Origin of the sequence: Acidisoma sp. PAMC 29798 (genome assembly GCF_030252425.1) — a bacterium.
In the GTDB taxonomy this organism is placed as follows: domain Bacteria; phylum Pseudomonadota; class Alphaproteobacteria; order Acetobacterales; family Acetobacteraceae; genus Acidisoma; species Acidisoma cladoniae.
In genome coordinates this window covers 1,406,894-1,423,934 of the sequence record NZ_CP126994.1, presented here as the reverse complement: position 1 = coordinate 1,423,934, position 17,041 = coordinate 1,406,894, and the positions used below count along the sequence as shown (strand labels likewise).

18 protein-coding genes are annotated in these 17,041 nt (G+C 66.1%); 7 read left to right on the top strand and 11 right to left on the bottom strand.

Going from position 1 to position 17,041, the window contains the following annotated elements; translation table 11 throughout:
- Nucleotides 1-62: 62 nt before the first annotated feature.
- From QP803_RS06835 to QP803_RS06825, 3 genes are all read left to right on the top strand, one after another.
- The gene (locus QP803_RS06835; protein WP_284947036.1) at nt 63-1,004 is read left to right on the top strand and encodes a pseudouridine-5'-phosphate glycosidase; all 942 of its coding nucleotides are present in this window, start codon (nt 63-65) and stop codon (nt 1,002-1,004) included.
- On the top strand, nt 1,001-1,876 hold the full coding sequence (locus QP803_RS06830; RefSeq protein ID WP_434082893.1) for an N-formylglutamate amidohydrolase: 876 nt from the start codon (nt 1,001-1,003) through the stop codon (nt 1,874-1,876). Before QP803_RS06835 ends, QP803_RS06830 begins: the two co-directional genes overlap by 4 nt.
- A gap of 129 nt (nt 1,877-2,005) precedes the next feature.
- Nucleotides 2,006-3,055, top strand: coding sequence for an LLM class flavin-dependent oxidoreductase (locus QP803_RS06825; protein WP_284947035.1), 1,050 nt, complete (start codon nt 2,006-2,008; stop codon nt 3,053-3,055).
- 59 nt (nt 3,056-3,114) lie between these two features.
- Here QP803_RS06825 and rpiA read toward each other — a convergent pair whose 3' ends face one another.
- Genes rpiA through lepB form a run of 6 tightly spaced genes read right to left on the bottom strand, consistent with a single transcriptional unit; the run spans nt 3,115 to nt 8,142 of the window.
- Entirely contained in the window at nt 3,115-3,834 is a 720-nt protein-coding gene (rpiA, locus tag QP803_RS06820) for a ribose-5-phosphate isomerase RpiA (RefSeq protein ID WP_284947034.1), read from the bottom strand.
- Nucleotides 3,835-3,838: 4 nt separating this feature from the next.
- Entirely contained in the window at nt 3,839-4,858 is a 1,020-nt protein-coding gene (gene curA, locus QP803_RS06815) for an NADPH-dependent curcumin/dihydrocurcumin reductase (RefSeq protein WP_284947033.1), read from the bottom strand.
- A 12-nt stretch (nt 4,859-4,870) separates the two neighbouring features.
- Nucleotides 4,871-5,740 (bottom strand): D-amino-acid transaminase, encoded by an 870-nt coding sequence (locus QP803_RS06810; RefSeq protein ID WP_284947032.1) that lies wholly within the window; start codon nt 5,738-5,740, stop codon nt 4,871-4,873.
- 58 nt (nt 5,741-5,798) lie between these two features.
- The gene (era, locus tag QP803_RS06805) at nt 5,799-6,698 is read right to left on the bottom strand and encodes a GTPase Era (protein ID WP_284947031.1); all 900 of its coding nucleotides are present in this window, start codon (nt 6,696-6,698) and stop codon (nt 5,799-5,801) included.
- The gene (gene rnc / locus QP803_RS06800) at nt 6,695-7,390 is read right to left on the bottom strand and encodes a ribonuclease III (protein WP_284947840.1); all 696 of its coding nucleotides are present in this window, start codon (nt 7,388-7,390) and stop codon (nt 6,695-6,697) included. The genes era and rnc overlap by 4 nt, the downstream gene beginning before the upstream one ends.
- A 14-nt stretch (nt 7,391-7,404) precedes the next feature.
- Nucleotides 7,405-8,142 (bottom strand): signal peptidase I, encoded by a 738-nt coding sequence (gene lepB, locus QP803_RS06795; RefSeq protein ID WP_284947030.1) that lies wholly within the window; start codon nt 8,140-8,142, stop codon nt 7,405-7,407.
- Nucleotides 8,143-8,245: 103 nt separating this feature from the next.
- Here lepB and QP803_RS06790 point away from each other — a divergent pair, with 103 nt between their 5' ends.
- Nucleotides 8,246-10,054: an ABC-F family ATP-binding cassette domain-containing protein gene (locus QP803_RS06790; RefSeq protein WP_284947029.1), complete on the top strand. Its 1,809-nt coding sequence runs from the start codon at nt 8,246-8,248 to the stop codon at nt 10,052-10,054.
- 48 nt (nt 10,055-10,102) lie between these two features.
- Here QP803_RS06790 and purF read toward each other — a convergent pair whose 3' ends face one another.
- Genes purF through QP803_RS06765 form a run of 5 tightly spaced genes read right to left on the bottom strand, consistent with a single transcriptional unit; the run spans nt 10,103 to nt 14,583 of the window.
- The gene (gene purF / locus QP803_RS06785) at nt 10,103-11,587 is read right to left on the bottom strand and encodes an amidophosphoribosyltransferase (RefSeq protein WP_284947028.1); all 1,485 of its coding nucleotides are present in this window, start codon (nt 11,585-11,587) and stop codon (nt 10,103-10,105) included.
- Nucleotides 11,588-11,643: 56 nt separating this feature from the next.
- The gene (locus tag QP803_RS06780) at nt 11,644-12,222 is read right to left on the bottom strand and encodes a CvpA family protein (RefSeq protein WP_284947027.1); all 579 of its coding nucleotides are present in this window, start codon (nt 12,220-12,222) and stop codon (nt 11,644-11,646) included.
- Nucleotides 12,219-13,679 (bottom strand): DNA repair protein RadA, encoded by a 1,461-nt coding sequence (gene radA / locus QP803_RS06775; protein WP_284947026.1) that lies wholly within the window; start codon nt 13,677-13,679, stop codon nt 12,219-12,221. The genes QP803_RS06780 and radA overlap by 4 nt, the downstream gene beginning before the upstream one ends.
- A gap of 54 nt (nt 13,680-13,733) precedes the next feature.
- Complete coding sequence (locus QP803_RS06770; RefSeq protein ID WP_284947025.1) at nt 13,734-13,991, bottom strand: DUF1150 family protein; 258 nt, start codon at nt 13,989-13,991, stop codon at nt 13,734-13,736.
- A gap of 58 nt (nt 13,992-14,049) precedes the next feature.
- The gene (locus tag QP803_RS06765) at nt 14,050-14,583 is read right to left on the bottom strand and encodes an Hsp20 family protein (RefSeq protein WP_284947024.1); all 534 of its coding nucleotides are present in this window, start codon (nt 14,581-14,583) and stop codon (nt 14,050-14,052) included.
- A gap of 178 nt (nt 14,584-14,761) precedes the next feature.
- On the opposite strand from QP803_RS06765, the gene def reads away from it, so the two are divergent.
- The 3 genes from def (at nt 14,762) to truA (ending at nt 17,041) form a co-directional block, all read left to right on the top strand.
- Entirely contained in the window at nt 14,762-15,295 is a 534-nt protein-coding gene (gene def / locus QP803_RS06760; RefSeq protein ID WP_284947023.1) for a peptide deformylase, read from the top strand.
- Between the two features lie 73 nt (nt 15,296-15,368).
- Nucleotides 15,369-16,280, top strand: a complete 912-nt coding sequence (fmt, locus tag QP803_RS06755; protein ID WP_284947022.1) for a methionyl-tRNA formyltransferase — start codon at nt 15,369-15,371, stop codon at nt 16,278-16,280.
- The gene (gene truA / locus QP803_RS06750; RefSeq protein ID WP_284947021.1) at nt 16,277-17,041 is read left to right on the top strand and encodes a tRNA pseudouridine(38-40) synthase TruA; all 765 of its coding nucleotides are present in this window, start codon (nt 16,277-16,279) and stop codon (nt 17,039-17,041) included. Before fmt ends, truA begins: the two co-directional genes overlap by 4 nt.

Here is a 17,041-nt window from a genome sequence, read left to right as displayed (position 1 = left end):
CCTGCGGCACAGATGCACCCAGACGGGACTTGACGCGCCGTGGCGTCATGGTCCTGTAACCTATGATCGGCACTTCGCACAGACCAACCACGACGTCTCAGCCTCCCCTTACGCTGTCCGAGGACGTCGCGGAAGCGTTGCGGGCCGGACGGCCTGTGGTGGCGCTGGAATCGACCATTATCACCCATGGCATGCCCTATCCTGACAACATGGCCATGGCACGGCAGGTTGAACAGGATTGCCGCGACCATAAAGTGGTTCCTGCAACGATCGCCGTGCTGGACGGTGCCATTCTCGTCGGGATGTCGCCCGACCAGCTCACGGCGCTGGCGAAAGCCTCGGCGCCTATGAAGCTCAGCCGCGCCGATTTGGGCTTTGCGGTCGCCATGGGCCGCACCGGCGGCACCACCGTATCGGCCACCATGATCTGCGCGGCCCTGACCGGAATCGCGGTCTTCGCGACGGGTGGCATCGGCGGGGTGCATCGTGGCGGCGAGGCCAGCATGGACGTCTCCGCCGATCTTGAGGAGCTATGCCGCACGACGGTGACGGTGGTCTGCGCCGGCGCCAAGGCGATTCTCGATCTGCCGCGCACGCTGGAATACCTCGAAACGCGCGGCGTGCCCGTGGTGGGCTTCGGCACCGACCGCCTGCCCGCCTTCTGGAGCCGCGAGAGCCCGTGGCGGGTGCCGCTGCGCCTGGACTCGCCCGAGGAGATTGCCCGGCTGATGGCTGCCCGCCAAGCGCTTGGCCTCGGCGGCGGCGTGCTCGTCACCAACCCGATCCCCGCCGCGGACGAAATTCCCTACGACCGGATGGCGCTGCTGGTCGAGCAGGCGCTGGCGGATGCGCGCGAGGCCGGGATCGAGGGCAAGGCTGTGACGCCGTTTCTGTTGTCCCGGCTGCTGACGCTGAGCGATGGCGCGAGCCTGACGGCCAACATCGCCCTCGTTCGCAACAACGTGCAGCTCGCGGCACGCATTGCGACAGCGATTGCCGCATGACAGCGGCGGCTGTCGGCGCTTCAATATCCGTCATGGATGTCCATGAAGTTTCCCCGCCGTTGAGCCTCGTCGCGCCGTTGCAGCAGACGGCGCCGGTGATCTTCGCCTCCCCCCATTCCGGCGCAGATTACACCAGCGCCTTCCTGGCTGAGGCGCGGCTGGAGCCGCATGCCCTGCGTCGCAGCGAAGACTGCTTCGTGGACCGGCTGTTCGCCGCCGCTCCGCACTATGGCGCGCCTTTCCTGAAAGCGACGTTTCCGCGCGCCTATTGCGATGTGAACCGGGAGGCCTGGGAACTCGACCCTGGCATGTTCGAGGATGCGCTGCCGCCTTGGGTCAATACCAGCAGCCCCCGCATTGGCGCCGGCCTCGGCACTATTCCGCGCATCGTCGCCTCGGGGGAGGCCATCTACGCCCATAAACTCCGCTTCGCGGAGGCGGAGGACCGGGTGCGCCGTTGTTGGGAGCCGTATCACGCCGCCTTACGTGCGACCATTCAGGCGACCGTCGCCCGATTCGGCGTCTGCCTGCTGATCGACTGCCACTCCATGCCCTCGGTCGGGCAGTTGACCGGCGTTGATTTCGTGCTCGGCGACGCCCATGGCACCGCCTGCGGCGCCGAGATCGTGAGCAAGACGGAAACCTGCCTGCGCCGCCTGGGCTATAGCGTGAAGCGCAACGACCCCTATGCCGGCGGCTATGTTACGCGCCAATACGGCCGCCCGCGTGAGAACGTTCACGCCCTGCAGATCGAAATTGCGCGCGGCCTGTATATGGACGAGCGGCGGATCGAACCGAATGGGGGTTTTGTCCGCTTGCAGCAGAACATGACGGACCTCATCGCGTTCATGACGACGGAGGGGTTCGTCTGATTCCCATGGGACGACCGTCATTCACACAGTACACGCGTCACCCGCACACTTGATGCGCGGGCCCATGGGCGCCCCGCTTGGGGGTCAAGCCCGTGGATGACGGGTGGTAGAGAGCGAGGCGTTCGTCTGATGCAACTCGGCGTCTATACCTTTGGGGAGACCACGGTCGATCCCGCCACCGGCCGCGCCCTCAATGCCGGGGAGCGTCTGCGAGACCTGATCGAGGAGATCGCGCTGGCCGACGAAGTCGGGCTCGACGTCTTCGGCCTCGGCGAGCACCACAGGTCCGACTACGCCATCTCCTCCCCCGCCGTCGTGCTCGCCGCCGCCGCATCGCGCACCAAACGCATCACACTAACCAGCGCGGTGACGGTGCTGAGTTCGGATGATCCGGTGCGGGTCTTCCAGGATTTCGCGACCCTCGACCTGCTGTCCGGCGGTCGCGCCGAGATCATGGCGGGGCGCGGCTCCTTCATCGAATCCTTCCCGCTCTTCGGCTACGACCTCGATGATTACGACGACCTGTTCACCGAAAAGCTCGACCTGCTGCTGAAGCTGCGCGCCTCCGACCGCGTCACGTGGTCAGGCCGCCATCGGGCAGCATTGAACGATCAGCCGGTCTATCCTCGGCCCGATCGGGCGCTGCTGCCGATCTGGGTCGCGGTCGGCGGCACGCCAGCTTCGGCGGCGCGGGCCGCGAAGCTCGGCCTGCCGATGGCGGTGGCGATCATCGGCGGTGAGCCCGCGCGGTTCGCCTCACTGCTCGACTATTACCGAGACCAGGCCATCCGTGCCGGCCACGATCCCTCCGGCCTCGCGATCGGCATCAACAGCCACGGTTTCATTGCCGACACGACGGAGGCGGCGGTGGAGCTGTTCTACCCACCGCTCTCGGGGGTCATGAACCGCATCGGCGCCGAGCGCGGCTGGCCGCCGATGACACGGGCGCAGTATGACGAGATGCGCGGCCCGCGCGGCGCCCTGCTGGTCGGCACGCCGGAGGAGGTCGCGGAGAAGATCCTGTTCCAGCACGCGATCTTCCGCCATCAGCGGTTTTTGCTGCAAATCAGCATCGGACCGATGCCCCATGCCAAGATCATGCGCGCCATCGAACTGTTCGGCACCCGCGTCGCCCCCATCGTGCGGGCGGAGGTGGCAAGAAGGACGGTGTCGGTTTAAAAAATCTCATCCCCGGACTTGATCCGGGGACCCACCCCTCGCGGTGCCGGGACGCCGCCCTACCCCTCGTACGAAATCCGCTCCACGGATCCATCCGGCCGGCCGATGATCGCCGAACGGGCGATGTTAATGAACAAGCCGTTTTCGACCACGCCCGCAATGCTATCCAGACCGATGGCCAGCGCCTCGGGATGCGTGATGGCGTCCAGCTGGCAATCCAGAATGAAATGGCCGCTATCGGTCACGAAGGGCGCCGCCTCACCGCCACGCAGGGTGATGGCGACATCCAAATAGCCGCTCTCGACGAACAAGCCCCGGATTTGCCGCGCGGTCGAACGCCAGCCGAAGCGCACAACCTCGACCGGCAAGGGAAAGCGGCCGAGTTGCGCCACGGTCTTGCTGCCGTCGATGACCGCGACGAAGCTTTTCGCCGCCGTCGCCACCATCTTCTCCCACAACAGATTGCCGCCGCCGCCCTTGATCATCTGCCCGGCGGGATCGATCTCGTCCGCGCCGTCGATCGCGACGTCCAATTCGCCCACGTCATCCAAATCCGCGACCGGGATGCCAAGCTCGATCGCAAGTGCGCGCGTGGATTCTGAGGTCGAGACCCCCGTCATCGTCAGCCCTTGGCTGACGCGCAGGCCGAGGCTGCGGACGAACATCCGCAAGGTCGTACCCGAACCCAGGCCCACCAGCATGCCGTTCTGGACGAGATCCGCCGCCGCATCGGCCGCCGCCTGCTTCGCGCGGTCCTGTGAACTCCTCTCGGCACTCATGATGTCAGGCCCCTTTGGTGGGTTCGGCGACACGGATCACCAGCTTGCCGAAGTTATGCCCCCGCAGCAGGTCAATGAAGGCCCCCGGCGCATTCTCCAGCCCATCCACGACATGTTCACGGTACCGCAATGAGCCTTCGGCAATCCAAGGCGCCGCGAGGGCGCGCCACTCGGCGAAATGCTCCGGTTTGTCACTGACGATGAAGCCCTGGATATGCAGGCGCTTGCGCACCACGGCCATCAGGTTCGGGCCGGGACGCGGCTTGGTGTCGTTATACTCGGCCACCATGCCGCACATGATGATGCGCCCGAAATCGTTCATGAGCGGGAACACCGCCTGCTGCAGATCGCCGCCAACATTCTCGAAATAGACGTCGATGCCGTTCGGGCACGCGTCCTTCAAGGCGCCCGACAAATCCATCACATCGCGATGATCGATGCAATCATCAAAGCCAAGGGTATCCTGCACGAACAAAGACTTGTCGGAGTTTCCTGCGATACCGACGACCCGCGCGCCAGCCCGTTTGGCGAGTTGCCCGGCGACCGAGCCGACCGCGCCGGAGGCCGCCGAAATCACCACCGTCTCCCCCGCCTTCGGCTTGCCGATATCCTTCATGCCGACATAGGCGGTGGTCCCTGGCATGCCGAGCACACCGAGATAGGCGCAGGACGGCGCCCCCGGCGGGACGACGACGAGCTTGTCACCGGGCGTCACGATATGGCTCTGCCAGCCCCAGGCGCCGACCACGATCTGGCCCGGCGCGAAACGCGGATCGCGCGAGGCGACCACCTCCCCCACAGTCTCGCCCATCATCGCCGCGCCGACCGCGATCGGTGTGGCGTAAGAGGCGGCGTCGCTCATCCGGCCGCGCATATAGGGGTCGAGGGACAGCCACAGGGTGCGGGTCAGCACCTCGCCCTCACCCGGCTCCGGCATGACATCCTCCTCAAGCGAGAAGTTCTCGGGCGACGGCGCGCCCTTGGGGCGGCTGGCCAGCATGATCGAGCGGCGGAGGGTGCTCATGGTGATGTCCTTTCAGGCGGCGTTCGAAAGATCGCCCTGCACGTGGCGGGAAAAGGCGGCAAAGAGCCGGCGGGTGATGTCGCCCACCTTACCATCGGCGACCGCCGCGCCGTTGATCTTGATCACGGGCCGCACGAAGCTGGTGGCGCTCGTCAGAAACACTTCGCGCGCTCGCAGCAACTCGTCCAGGCTGAAGGCGCGTTCGGCGAGCGTGATCCGCTCCGGCGCCAGCATATCCGCAAGCGCCGCGCGCGTGCAGCCGGGCAGGATCTCGTGGCCAAGCGCCCGCGTGCGCAGGACACCCACCTCATCCACGATCCAGAGATTGGAGGAGGCGCATTCCGTGATCATGCCATCGCCATCGACCAGCGCCATCTCGAAGGCGCCGGCCTCCTTCGCGGCCTGCTTGGCGAGGACATTCGCCAGCAGATTGACCGATTTGATGTCGCGGCGCGCCCAACGCTGGTCCGGCCCGGTGATGATGCCGGTGGCCCAGGCATCGACATCCTTGGGATAGGCCGGCAGGGCGCGGGCCATGACCACCAGGGTCGGGCTGATCGCGGCCGGGAAATAATGTTCGCGGCGGGCGGCGCCACGGGTGACCTGGATATAGATGAGGCCATTGGCGCGGAGGCGGTTGCGGGACACCACCTCCCGGATCACGCCGGGCAGAACGGCACGGCCGATCGGCCAGGGGATGCGCAACTCGCCGAGCGAGCGGTCCAAGCGGGCGAGATGCCGGTCCTCATCGGTAAAGCGGCCACGATGGAGGTGGACGACCTCATAGACCCCGTCACCGAATTGGAAGCCGCGATCCTCGGCGCTGACGGCCGCCTCGGCCAGGGGAAGGTAGCGGCCATTCACATAGGCAATGCGGCTCATGGGGATTTCGCGCCATCCGAGGTTTGGCGGATGAGCGAAGCGCTATCCGCCGTCCAACTTAATCGTCCAATCCCAGCGCGCGAAGATGCTGGGTCTTCTCGTCCCAATTCGCGCGTTCCTTGACCGTCAGGAACAGATGCACCTTGCGGTCGAACAGCTTGGTCAGTTCCAGCCGCGCGCGGGCGCCGATTTCCTTGATGCGCGCCCCGCCGGCGCCGATCAGGATCGCCTTATGGCCGGCGCGCGACACCGTGACATTGGCGTCGATCCGCACCGAGCCGTCTTTCCGCTCCTGAAAGCTCTCGGTCTCGACCGTCGTCTCATGCGGCACTTCCTGATGCGTCTGGAGCAGGATCTGCTCGCGCACGATCTCGGCCGCCAGCAGCCGGTCCGGCAGATCGGTCAGGTCGTCGTCGGGGTAAAGATGCGGCCCCTCGGGCACCGCCTCGGCCAAGGCATCGCGCAGCTCGGCCACACCCTCCCCGGTCGTGGCGCTGACCATGAAGGTCTGGGTGCAGGTGAGGCGATCGTTAATCTTGGCGATCAGCGGCAGCAGGCGCGCGGGCTCGACCAGGTCGATCTTGTTCAGCACCAGCCACACCTCGCGATGCGCCTTGGCGAGCTTGGTGATGATGGCATCCGTGAGATCAGACACGCCGGCCTTGGCATCGACCAGCAGCACCGTGAGATCGGCGTCCTGCATGCCGGTCCAGGCGGCCGCGACCATGGCGCGGTCCAGCCGGCGCTTGGGCTGGAAGATGCCCGGCGTATCGACCAGCAGGATTTGGGACGTGCCGCGCATCAGCACGCCCATGATGCGGAAGCGCGTCGTCTGCGCCTTGGGGCTGACAATGGACAGCTTCACGCCCGCCACGCGGTTCAGAAGCGTGGACTTTCCAGCATTCGGCGCACCGATGATGGCGACGAATCCGCAGCGGGTGGGGGTGGTTTCGGTCATGAGACGTTCAATCGTGTGAGGAGGGCGCGGGCCGCAGCCTGCTCGGCCGCGCGGCGCGTGCCGGCCTGGCCAAGCCCGACTTCTCCGCCGATGCGGACGCGCACGACGAAAAGCGGCGCGTGGGACGGGCCGGCCTGGGATTCGATGTCATAAACGGGCAAGCCCATGCCGCGCGCCTGACCCCATTCCTGCAAGGCGGTCTTGGCATCCTTGGGCGGCTCAGCCTCGGCCAGCATCGTCACGCCGAATTTCGCGCGCACGAAGCGCTGCACAGGCTCAAGCCCGCCGTCGAGGAACATCGCGCCGAGCAGCGCCTCAACCGCGTCGGCCAGCACCGAGGCGCGCAGGCGCACACCGGCGCGTGCCTCACCGGGTGCGACGGACAGCAAGGCCGGCAGGCCGAGTTCTTCGGCGATGCTGGCAAGGACGGGTTGGGACACGAGATGCGCGAGGCGGCGACCGAGGGCGCCCTCCTGCTCACGCGGATAATGCTCGGCGAGCCAGACCGCGACGGCGAGGCCAAGGACGCGATCACCCACGAATTCCAGCCGCTCATTCGAGCCGCGACCGGCACCAGCGGCGGAACGATGGGTCAGCGCCTCCTCAAGCAGGCGCTGATTGCGGAACTGATGGCCGAGGATGCGCTCAACGTCAGACGCCGCCGTATCGGCGCCGGACGGCGCCAGAGCCATACCCAGAGGGGCGGTCAATGCACCGATTGCAGAAGGCGATTCCAACGGATCTCGAACGGCCATTCCCACACCTCCCACCAAGGATAGCGCGCATCAATCGAGAAAAAGATAATTTCCGCATGGCCGACCAAATTCGCGACCGGAATATATCCGACCGCATCGAGGACACGGGAGTCGAGGCTGTCGTCGCGGTTGTCACCCATGCCGAACACATAGCCGGGCGGCACGTGATAGACGTCGGTATTGTCCAGCGGCCCGTCATCCGACGCCTTGAGGATCGGGTGCTTCAGGCCGTCCGGCATCGTTTCCTGATACTGCGTCAGCACCATCGGCGGCCCGTCGCCCTCGGCGGTATAGGTGCCGTCGGGATCGCGCGGCAGTTCCTTGTCATTGATGTACAGATGACCGGCCTTCATCTGGATGGTGTCGCCCGGCAGGCCCACGATGCGCTTGATATAGTCGATGCTCGGGTCGCGCGGCAGGCGGAAGACCGCGACATCGCCACGCTGCGGCAGGCTGCCGAAAATCCGGCCGGAGAACAGGTTCGGCGACAGCGGCAGCGAGTAATTCGAATAGCCGTAGCTGAATTTCGAGACGAACAGGTAATCACCCACCAGCAGCGTCGGGATCATGCTGCCGGACGGGATATTGAACGGTTCGTAGAGGAAGGTTCGGATAAAGATGGCGATCAGGGCGGCGTAGATGACCGTTTTGAGGCTATCACCCCAGCCACCAGACTTACGCTGAGTCATGTACTGCCGAATCCTTGAGAGCGTGCGGGATGTCGCGGAAAGGGTTCTGCCTGTCAAGCAATGTGGGTTGCGGACAGGGTATGCGATCGGTCACAACCCGCCCATGGCCCCACCTTTGCTTTCTCTCCAGAATATCCGCATCAACCTCGGCACCACGGCGCTGCTCGACGGGGCGGAGCTGAATGTCGGCGCAGGCGACCGCATCTGCCTCATTGGCCGCAACGGCTCGGGCAAGTCCACGCTGCTGAAGATCGCGGCCGGCCTGATGCAGATCGATGGCGGCACGCGCTTCATCCAGCCCGGCGCCACCATCCGCTACCTGCCGCAGGAGCCTGACCTGTCCGGCTTCAAGACCACCCTCGCCTATGTCGAAGATGGCATGGGGCCGGGGGACGACCCCTATCGCGCCGCCAGCCTGCTCTCCGCCCTCGGCCTAACCGGCGAGGAATCACCCCTGAACCTGTCTGGTGGCGAAGGTCGCCGCGCGGCACTTGCCCGTGCCCTGGCGCCGGAGCCCGATCTGCTGCTGCTGGACGAGCCGACCAACCATCTCGACCTTCCCGCCATCGAGTGGCTGGAAAAGGAGCTGCAACGCCTTCGTGCCGGCATGGTGCTGATCAGCCATGATCGCCGGTTGCTCAACACCCTTTCGCGCTCCCTCATATGGCTTGACCGTGGCGTGACGCGCCGGGTCGATCGCAGCTTCGAAGGGTATGACGACTGGCGAGAGGAGATCCTGGCGCAGGAGGAGGCCGAGCATCACAAGCTCAGCCGCGAGATCGCGCGCGAGGAAGACTGGATGCGCTACGGCGTCACGGCCCGGCGCAAGCGCAATGTGCGCCGCGTGGGGGAACTCGCCGACCTCCGCCAGAAATACCGCGACCGCAACGGCGTCACGACCGGCAATAAGATGGCGGCGAGCGAGGCTGAGGGCTCAGGCAAGCTGGTCTTCGTGGCCGAGGGCGTGTCGAAGACCTATGACCGGCCGATCGTGCGCGGCCTCGATCTGCGGGTCATCCGGGGCGACCGCCTCGGCATCATCGGGCCGAACGGCGCCGGCAAATCCACCTTGCTCAAGCTGCTGACTGGCGCTGAGATGCCCGATACGGGCAGCATCCGCATCGGCACCAATCTGGAAATGGTGACGCTGGACCAGCAGCGCGCGACGCTCGACCCCAACACCACCCTGGCGGATACGCTGACCGGCGGTCATGGCGACATGGTGCAGGTCGGCGCGGAGAGCCGCCATGTCATCGGCTATATGAAGGAATTCATGTTCAAGCCGGAACAGGCGCGCACCCCCGTGGGCACGCTGTCGGGCGGTGAGCGTGGCCGGTTGCTGCTGGCCTGCGCCCTCGCCCGGCCGTCCAACCTGCTGGTGCTCGATGAGCCGACCAACGATCTGGACTTCGAGACGCTGGATCTGCTGCAGGAGATGCTGACCGAATATAGTGGCACCGTGCTGCTCGTCAGCCATGACCGAGACTTCCTTGATCGTGTCGTGACCTCGACCCTCGCCGCCGAAGGCGATGGGCGCTGGACGGAATATGCCGGCGGCTATTCGGATATGATGGCGCAGCGGCAGTCCGACCTGCCAGGCCGCGCGACGGTGGGCGGTGCCGCGCCTGCGGGCCGTAACGGCTCAGGCAAGACGTCTAGCGCGCCGGCGAAGCCCAAGAAGATGAGCTTCAAGGATATCGACGCCTTGGAGAAGCTGCCCAAGCAGATCGCGACATGGCAGGCCGAGATCGCCAAGCTGCAACGCTTCCTGTCCGATCCCGACCTCTACAAGAAAGACCCCAAGCGCTTCGGCGCGACGACGGCCGCGCTCAAGAAGGTCGAGACCGACATCGCGGAAGCGGAAGAGCGGTGGATGACCTTGGAAATGCAGCGCGAGGCGCTAGCGAGCTAGCGCAGGTGTAGGGCGGAAAAGCGCAGCGCATTCCGCTCTACGTTTTCTCTACGAGGCCTTCGGCAAGAACGACAATTGGCGGTCGGACACCACGTCCAGATCGTGCAGTGCGATCGGGTAGTCGCCTGTGAAACAGGCGTCGCAGAACTGCGGGTTCACTGCATCGCGGTTCGCCTTACCCAACGCCGTATACAAACCGTCGATGGAAATGAAGGCGAGGCTGTCGGCGCCGATCAGCGCCGCCATCTCGGCCACGTCATGCCGGGCGGCGAGCAGCTTGCCGCGCTCCGGCGTGTCGATGCCGTAGAAGCAGGAATGCGTCGTCGGCGGTGAGGAGATGCGCATATGCACCTCCGTCGCGCCGGCGGCGCGGACCATTTCGACGATCTTGCGGCTGGTCGTGCCGCGAACGATGGAATCGTCCACCAGGATGACCCGCTTGCCTTCCAGCACGGCACGATTGCCGGAATGCTTCAGACGAACGCCGAGGTTGCGGATCTGGTCCGTCGGCTCGATGAAGGTGCGGCCGACATAATGGTTGCGGATGATGCCCAGCTCATAGGGAATGCCGCTTTCGGCGGCATAGCCCATCGCGGAGGGCACGCCCGAATCGGGCACCGGCACGATGACATCCGCCTCGACGCCGGACTCGCGGGCCAAAGCGCGACCGATTTCCTTGCGGGCGCCATAGACGGGCTTCCCCTCCATCACCGAGTCCGGCCGCGCGAAATAGACGTATTCGAAGATGCAGAAGCGCGAGGTCGTGGTGTGGAAGGGCTTGATGCTCCGCACACCCTGGTCGTTGATGACCACGATCTCACCCGGCTCAATGTCGCGCACGAATTCAGCGCCGACGATCTCCAGCGCGCAGGTCTCGCTCGCCAGCACCCAGCCATCCCGCCCATCGGCATGGGGCAGCTTGCCCAGGATCAGCGGGCGCACCCCCTGCGGGTCGCGCACGCCGATCAGCCCGTCTTGCGACAGGGCGACCAGGGAATAGGCGCCGACCACCTGCTTCAGCGCATCGATGAGGCGATCGAGGACGGTGGAATACAGGCTTATGGCAATGAGGTGGATGAAGACTTCCGAGTCGGTGGTGGACTGGAACAGGCAGCCACGACGGACCAGTTGCCGGCGGAGCGCCAGGGCATTGGTCAGGTTGCCGTTATGGCCGACAGCAAAGCCACCGAACTCGAAATCCGCGTACAGAGGCTGGACGTTGCGGAGCACCGTCTCGCCGGTGGTCGCATAGCGGTTGTGGCCTATGGCATGCGGACCTGGCAGCCGGCCGATGATCTTGGCGTCGCTGAAATTGTCGCCGACCAGGCCGAGGCCCTTATGAACATGGAAGCGCTCGCCGTCGTAACTCGCGATGCCGGTGGCTTCCTGGCCACGATGCTGCAGGGCATGGAGGCCGAGGGCGGTAATCGCCGCCGCGTCCACGGCATGCCAGACGCCGAAGACGCCGCATTCCTCGTGCATCTTGTCGTCATCACCGGGCTCTTCGGGGCGGTCCTCGCCGTAAACATCCATCAGATGAGCATCCCCGAAAATCCTGATCCCGCGTCGCGGTGAGCGATGGGCGGTCTCTACTGCTTTTGAGTCGGCGCTAAAGCCGAGCCTTTCGGCTGAGGCTGCAGCAAATCATTCAAGCTGGGCGGCTGCGTGGACGGCGGCGCCGCGAGATGCGGGTGGTAACCGTCCGGTAACAATGTGACCGCCTGTTGGGCGCCTTCATACACATAGGGAAGGAAGCGTGCATCCCGTATCGGCTCGGGCCAGTCCTGCGGAACCGTCACCAGTCCGGCCGCGACATAGGCGAAAATGAGCACGGCCGCACCGCGCGCAAGACCGAAGACCAGGCCAAGGGTGCGGTCCACGCCGCCCAAGGCCGAGCCGCGCACCAGGGCGCCGGCCCAACTGCTGATGACCGACAGCACGATCAGCGACACCAGGAAGACCGCCGCGAAGGCCGCCGGATCGGCGAATTCCTTGGCGTGGATCCAGCCCTCGAACTTTGGGCTGACGAAGGGGAAGAACCAGAAGCCGAGCAGGATGGCGCCGATCCAGGCGCCGATGCCCAGAACCTCGCGCACGAATCCTCGAAAGAAAGCGAGCAGCGCCGACACCGCCAGGACGCCGAGCATGGCGAGATCGAACCAGGTCATTCCGAGCCTTCCAGGGCGGGCACTGCTTTCCCGCGCGCGCTCGCCGAAGCCTTGGGAGCCTCGGGCTTGTCGCGGAACCGCACCAGAAGATCGCTCACATGGCCAATTTCCGCCAGGGTCAGACCGGGCGGCGGCGCGATGGGTCGGCGCGTGCCACCGCCGAGGCGACGCGGCATGGCGGCGGCAGTGAAGCCGAGCTTGGCCATTTCCTTCAGCCGCAACTCGGCCTGCGCGACCTGCCGCACTTCGCCGGACAGGCCGATTTCACCGAAGAAGGCGAGGCTGGGGTCGGTCGGCTGGCCGGCGGCGGCGGACGCGATGGCGGCGGCGACCGCCAGATCGGCGGCAGGCTCGGTGATGCGCAAGCCGCCGGCGACATTCAGATAAACGTCCTGCTGGGCAAGGCGCAGCCCGCCTCGGCTTTCCAACACGGCGAGCAGCATACCGAGCCGGCCACCGTCCCAGCCCAGCACGGAACGACGCGGGGAGCCGCCGGGATTGGGCGAAAGCAGCGCCTGGATTTCCATCAGCACCGGCCGCGTGCCCTCGATGCCCGCGAAAACGGCGCTGCCCGCGATATTGCCGCGCCGCTCGGCCAGGAACAGGGCAGAGGGGTTCGCGACCTCAGCCAGGCCCTGCTCGGTCATCTCGAAGACGCCGATTTCGTCGGTCGCGCCGAAGCGGTTTTTGACGCCGCGCAGAATGCGGAATTGGTGGCCGCGATCGCCTTCGAAATAGAGCACGGCATCGACCATGTGCTCCATGACGCGGGGGCCTGCGAGCGCGCCGTCCTTCGTCACATGCCCGACCAGGACCAGCGCGAAACCCTCAGTCTTGGCGAGGCGGATGAGTTCCAGTGCGCAGGCCCGCACCTGCGCCACCGTGCCGGGCGCGGAATCCAGGCCGTCATGCACCATGGTCTGGATCGAATCGATGACGAGGAGGGACACCGGCCGCCCCTCGCCTCGCCCGGCGGCCTGCATGGTCGCGGCGATATCCTGCACGCCGGTCGCGGCGGCCAACTCCACCGGCGCATCCGCGAGGCCGAGCCGGCGAGCGCGCATGCGCAATTGATCAATCGATTCTTCGCCGGAGACATAGACGGCGCGGCCACCGGCGCGCGCCAGGCTCGCGGCCGCCTGGAGCATGAGGGTGGATTTGCCGATGCCGGGATCACCGCCGACCAGAATGGCAGAGGCTGCCACCAAGCCGCCACCGAGCACACGGTCCAGTTCCGGCAAGCCGGTCTGCCGGCGCGGCGGGGGCTCCGAGGCGCCCTCGAGTCCGAACAGCGTGATCCGCCGGCCCGATTGCGCGGGCGCGCGGGCGCCGGTCGTCGCCGGCAGAACCTCTTCGACGATGCTATTCCAGGCGCCACAGCTTTCGCAGCGGCCACCCCATTTGGGATGAACCGCACCGCAGCTTTGGCACACGTAGCGGGAGGTCGATTTAGCCATCAGCGAGACATGCCCGATGTCGCGAGTCGGACGAAAGCGAAACCCGCACCCGGTTTAGTTGACGAAAGCCGGCACCATCTCGTGCTCCAGGATCGCACCCCAGGCGAGATCACGATTCGGGGCCACCGCCATGGGCGTGCCGTCCGCCGCATGAATGGCGAAGACGTCCTCTCCGCCGACGGTGACGGGCTTGATATAGGCCAATTGAGACACGCCGAGCTGGGCAAGCTGATCGGTCGTGATCTGGCGGATGTCGAGAATACGGACCGTATCCGTGGACTCGTCCTCGCCGTCGCCATTCCAGTTACGCATCCTGTGTCGTCCTTTTCTCAACGGGCGGCGCATCGGCCCACCCAGGCGCAGCAGATCGTCACTGTTCGCCAACGATCCTGGCTATTCCGACCTGAGGGCCGGCATCGTGCCGCACCTCGGCCACTTCCCGCACATCCCGGCGGGGTCGGGGCGGCACGGCCGCACTCACACCGCCCGACTTGGCGACAGTGTCGATCGGGATCGTGCGCACCCGGCTTTCCGGCTGCGGACGGATCAGATCGATATGGAGCAAACCGTTATTCAGCCAAGCGCCCTTGATCTCGATCCCTTCGGCGAGAACGAAGGCACGCTGGAACTGGCGCGATGCGATCCCGCGGTAGAGGAAGGTGCGTCCTTGGGTGTCTTCGCTTTGACGCCCCCGGATGACCAACTGGTTATCCTCATGGGTGATCTGAAGCTCTTCCATGCTGAACCCAGCCACGGCCAAGCTGATCCGCAGGCCGGATGGACCGGTCTGTTCGATATTATAGGGGGGATACCCCTCGGACTGGGTTTTGGAGGCCCGTTCCAGAATCTGCTCCAGATGGTCGAAACCCAGGAACAGCGGCGAGGTAAAGACGCGAGTCGTCATACGCAGAAGCCTCCTCTTCGTAGAGCGAAGCATGAACGAGCCCAAAAGCGGCACTCGCTGACAGTATAGTGGGTCTCACGCCCGTATGTTGCAAGCGGCCGGCCCCTCAGCCCCGCTTCTGGGACGCTTCTGCATCGCATGCGTTGATCCACAGCAAGGCACCGGCTAAATCGGCCGGATGACCGCCCCGAAATCAGTCACGCTGCCGATTATCCTCGCGCCCGACGCACGCCTGAAGGCGAAGACCCGCCGCGTGACGGAGCGGGACCGCGCGACCATCGCCGCCCTGCTGCCGCAGATGATGGCGACGATGTATGCGGCGCCCGGCATCGGCCTCGCCGCGCCACAGGTCGGCAGCGACCTGCGGTTTGCGGTGATCGACCTGATGGCGGACGGCAAGCCTGAGCCGATCACGCTGATCAATCCGAAGATCGAGCGCATGAGCCGTGAGGAAGCGACGCGGGAGGAAGGCTGCCTGTCCCTGCCCGGCCATTACGCCGAGGTGACGCGGCCGGAGAAGATCACCGTGTCCTATGAGGATATCGACGGCAAGCCACGGACGCTCGACGCCGATGGGCTGCTCGCGACCTGCCTTCAACATGAGATCGACCATCTGGACGGGGTGCTGTTCGTCGATCACCTCTCAGCGCTCAAGCGCAACATGATCCTGCGCAAGATGGTCAAGGAACAGCGACTCAAGCGGGCCGGCTGACGGCGATGGTGATAACCCCATCGTCTCATGGCGGAATACGCCCCGCTCTTCCGCCCTACGATTGCTGACGCCGATGAAACTCGCCTTCATGGGCAGCCCGGACTTCGCGGTACCGGCGCTCGAAGCGCTGGTGGCGGCGGGCCATGAGATGCGCGCCGTCTATTGCCAGCCGCCGCGACCCTCGGGGCGCGGACAGGCGCTGCAAGCCTGCCCGGCGCATCGCGCGGCGGATCGCCTGGGCATTGCCGTCCATCATCCGGCCAAGCTACGCGGCAATGCCGCCGAGCTGGACAGCTTCCGCGCCCTCGATCTCGATGCCGCCGTCGTCGCGGCTTACGGCCTGATCCTGCCGCGGGATTGGCTAGAGGCACCGCGCCGGGGCTGCATCAATATCCATGCGAGCCTGCTGCCGCGCTGGCGCGGCGCGGCGCCGATCCATGCCGCGATCCTGGCAGGCGATGCGGAAACCGGCATCACCATCATGCGCATGGATGCGGGCCTCGACACCGGACCCATGCTGCTGCGCGAAGCGCTCCCCATCGGGCCCAAGGCGCGGTTGGGGGAGATGCATGACGCCCTGGCAGCCCTCGGCGGTCGGCTCATTCTCCGCGCCCTGGCGGAAGATCCGCCGGCAGTGCCGCAACCGGACGAGGGCAGCACCTATGCCCCGCGCCTCACCCGCGCGGACGGCCGCATCGACTGGACCCAGACCGCCCAGCGGATCGAGCGACAGACGCGCGCCTTCGATCCCTGGCCCGGCGCCTTCACGACCCTCGGCACCGATGTGCTGAAGATGCTGGAGGCCGAGATCAGCGTCGGCATGGGCGAGCCGGGCACGGTGCTGGACGACAGGCTGACGATTGCGACCGGAGACGGCGCCTTGCGTATCCTGCGCCTGCAACGCGCCGGGCGCGGCCCCGTCATCGCGGGCGATTTCCTGCGCGGCTTTGCGGTGCCGGTGGGCACCGTCCTCGGCACGACGTGACGACGACTCGCTACGCGCTGCTCGTCGAATATGACGGCGGCGGCTTCGTGGGCTGGCAGCGCCAGAAGAACGGCATGTCGGTGCAGCAGGCTTTGGAGGAAGCGGCCTCGCATCTCGCCCAAGGCGCGCCCGTCGCCTGCACGGGCGCGGGGCGGACGGATTCTGGCGTTCACGCGGCGGGTCAGGTCGCAATGATCGACCTGCCCGGTTCGTTCGATCCGCTGCGGGTGCGCGAGGCGCTCAACTTCTACACCAAGCAATACGCCCTCGCAGTGATCGAGGCGCGGATCGCGCCCGAGGGCTGGCACCCGCGTTTCACGGCCATCCGCCGCCACTATCGCTACGTCATCCTCAATCGCCGCGCCCGACCGGCGCTGGAAGCCGGCCGCGTGTGGCAATTGCCGCATGCGCTGGATGCGGTAGCGATGGCAGAAGGCGCGACCCATCTGCTCGGGCGGCACGACTTCACGACCTTCCGGGCGGGCAGTTGCCAAGCGAAGTCACCGATCCGCACGCTGGAACGGCTGGAGGTTCGGCGCGAGGGTGAGCATGTGGTGATTGAGGCCGAGGCGCGCAGTTTCCTGCACCACCAGATTCGCAACATCGTCGGCACGCTCAAGCTCGTGGGGGATGGAAGCTGGCCGCCGACCCGTGTGGCGGAGGCATTAGCCGCCCGCGCCCGGGCCGCCGGCGGCCCCACCGCCCCGCCGGACGGGCTGACCTTCATGGCCGTCGATTACGAGCCGCCGCTGTTCGGCTAG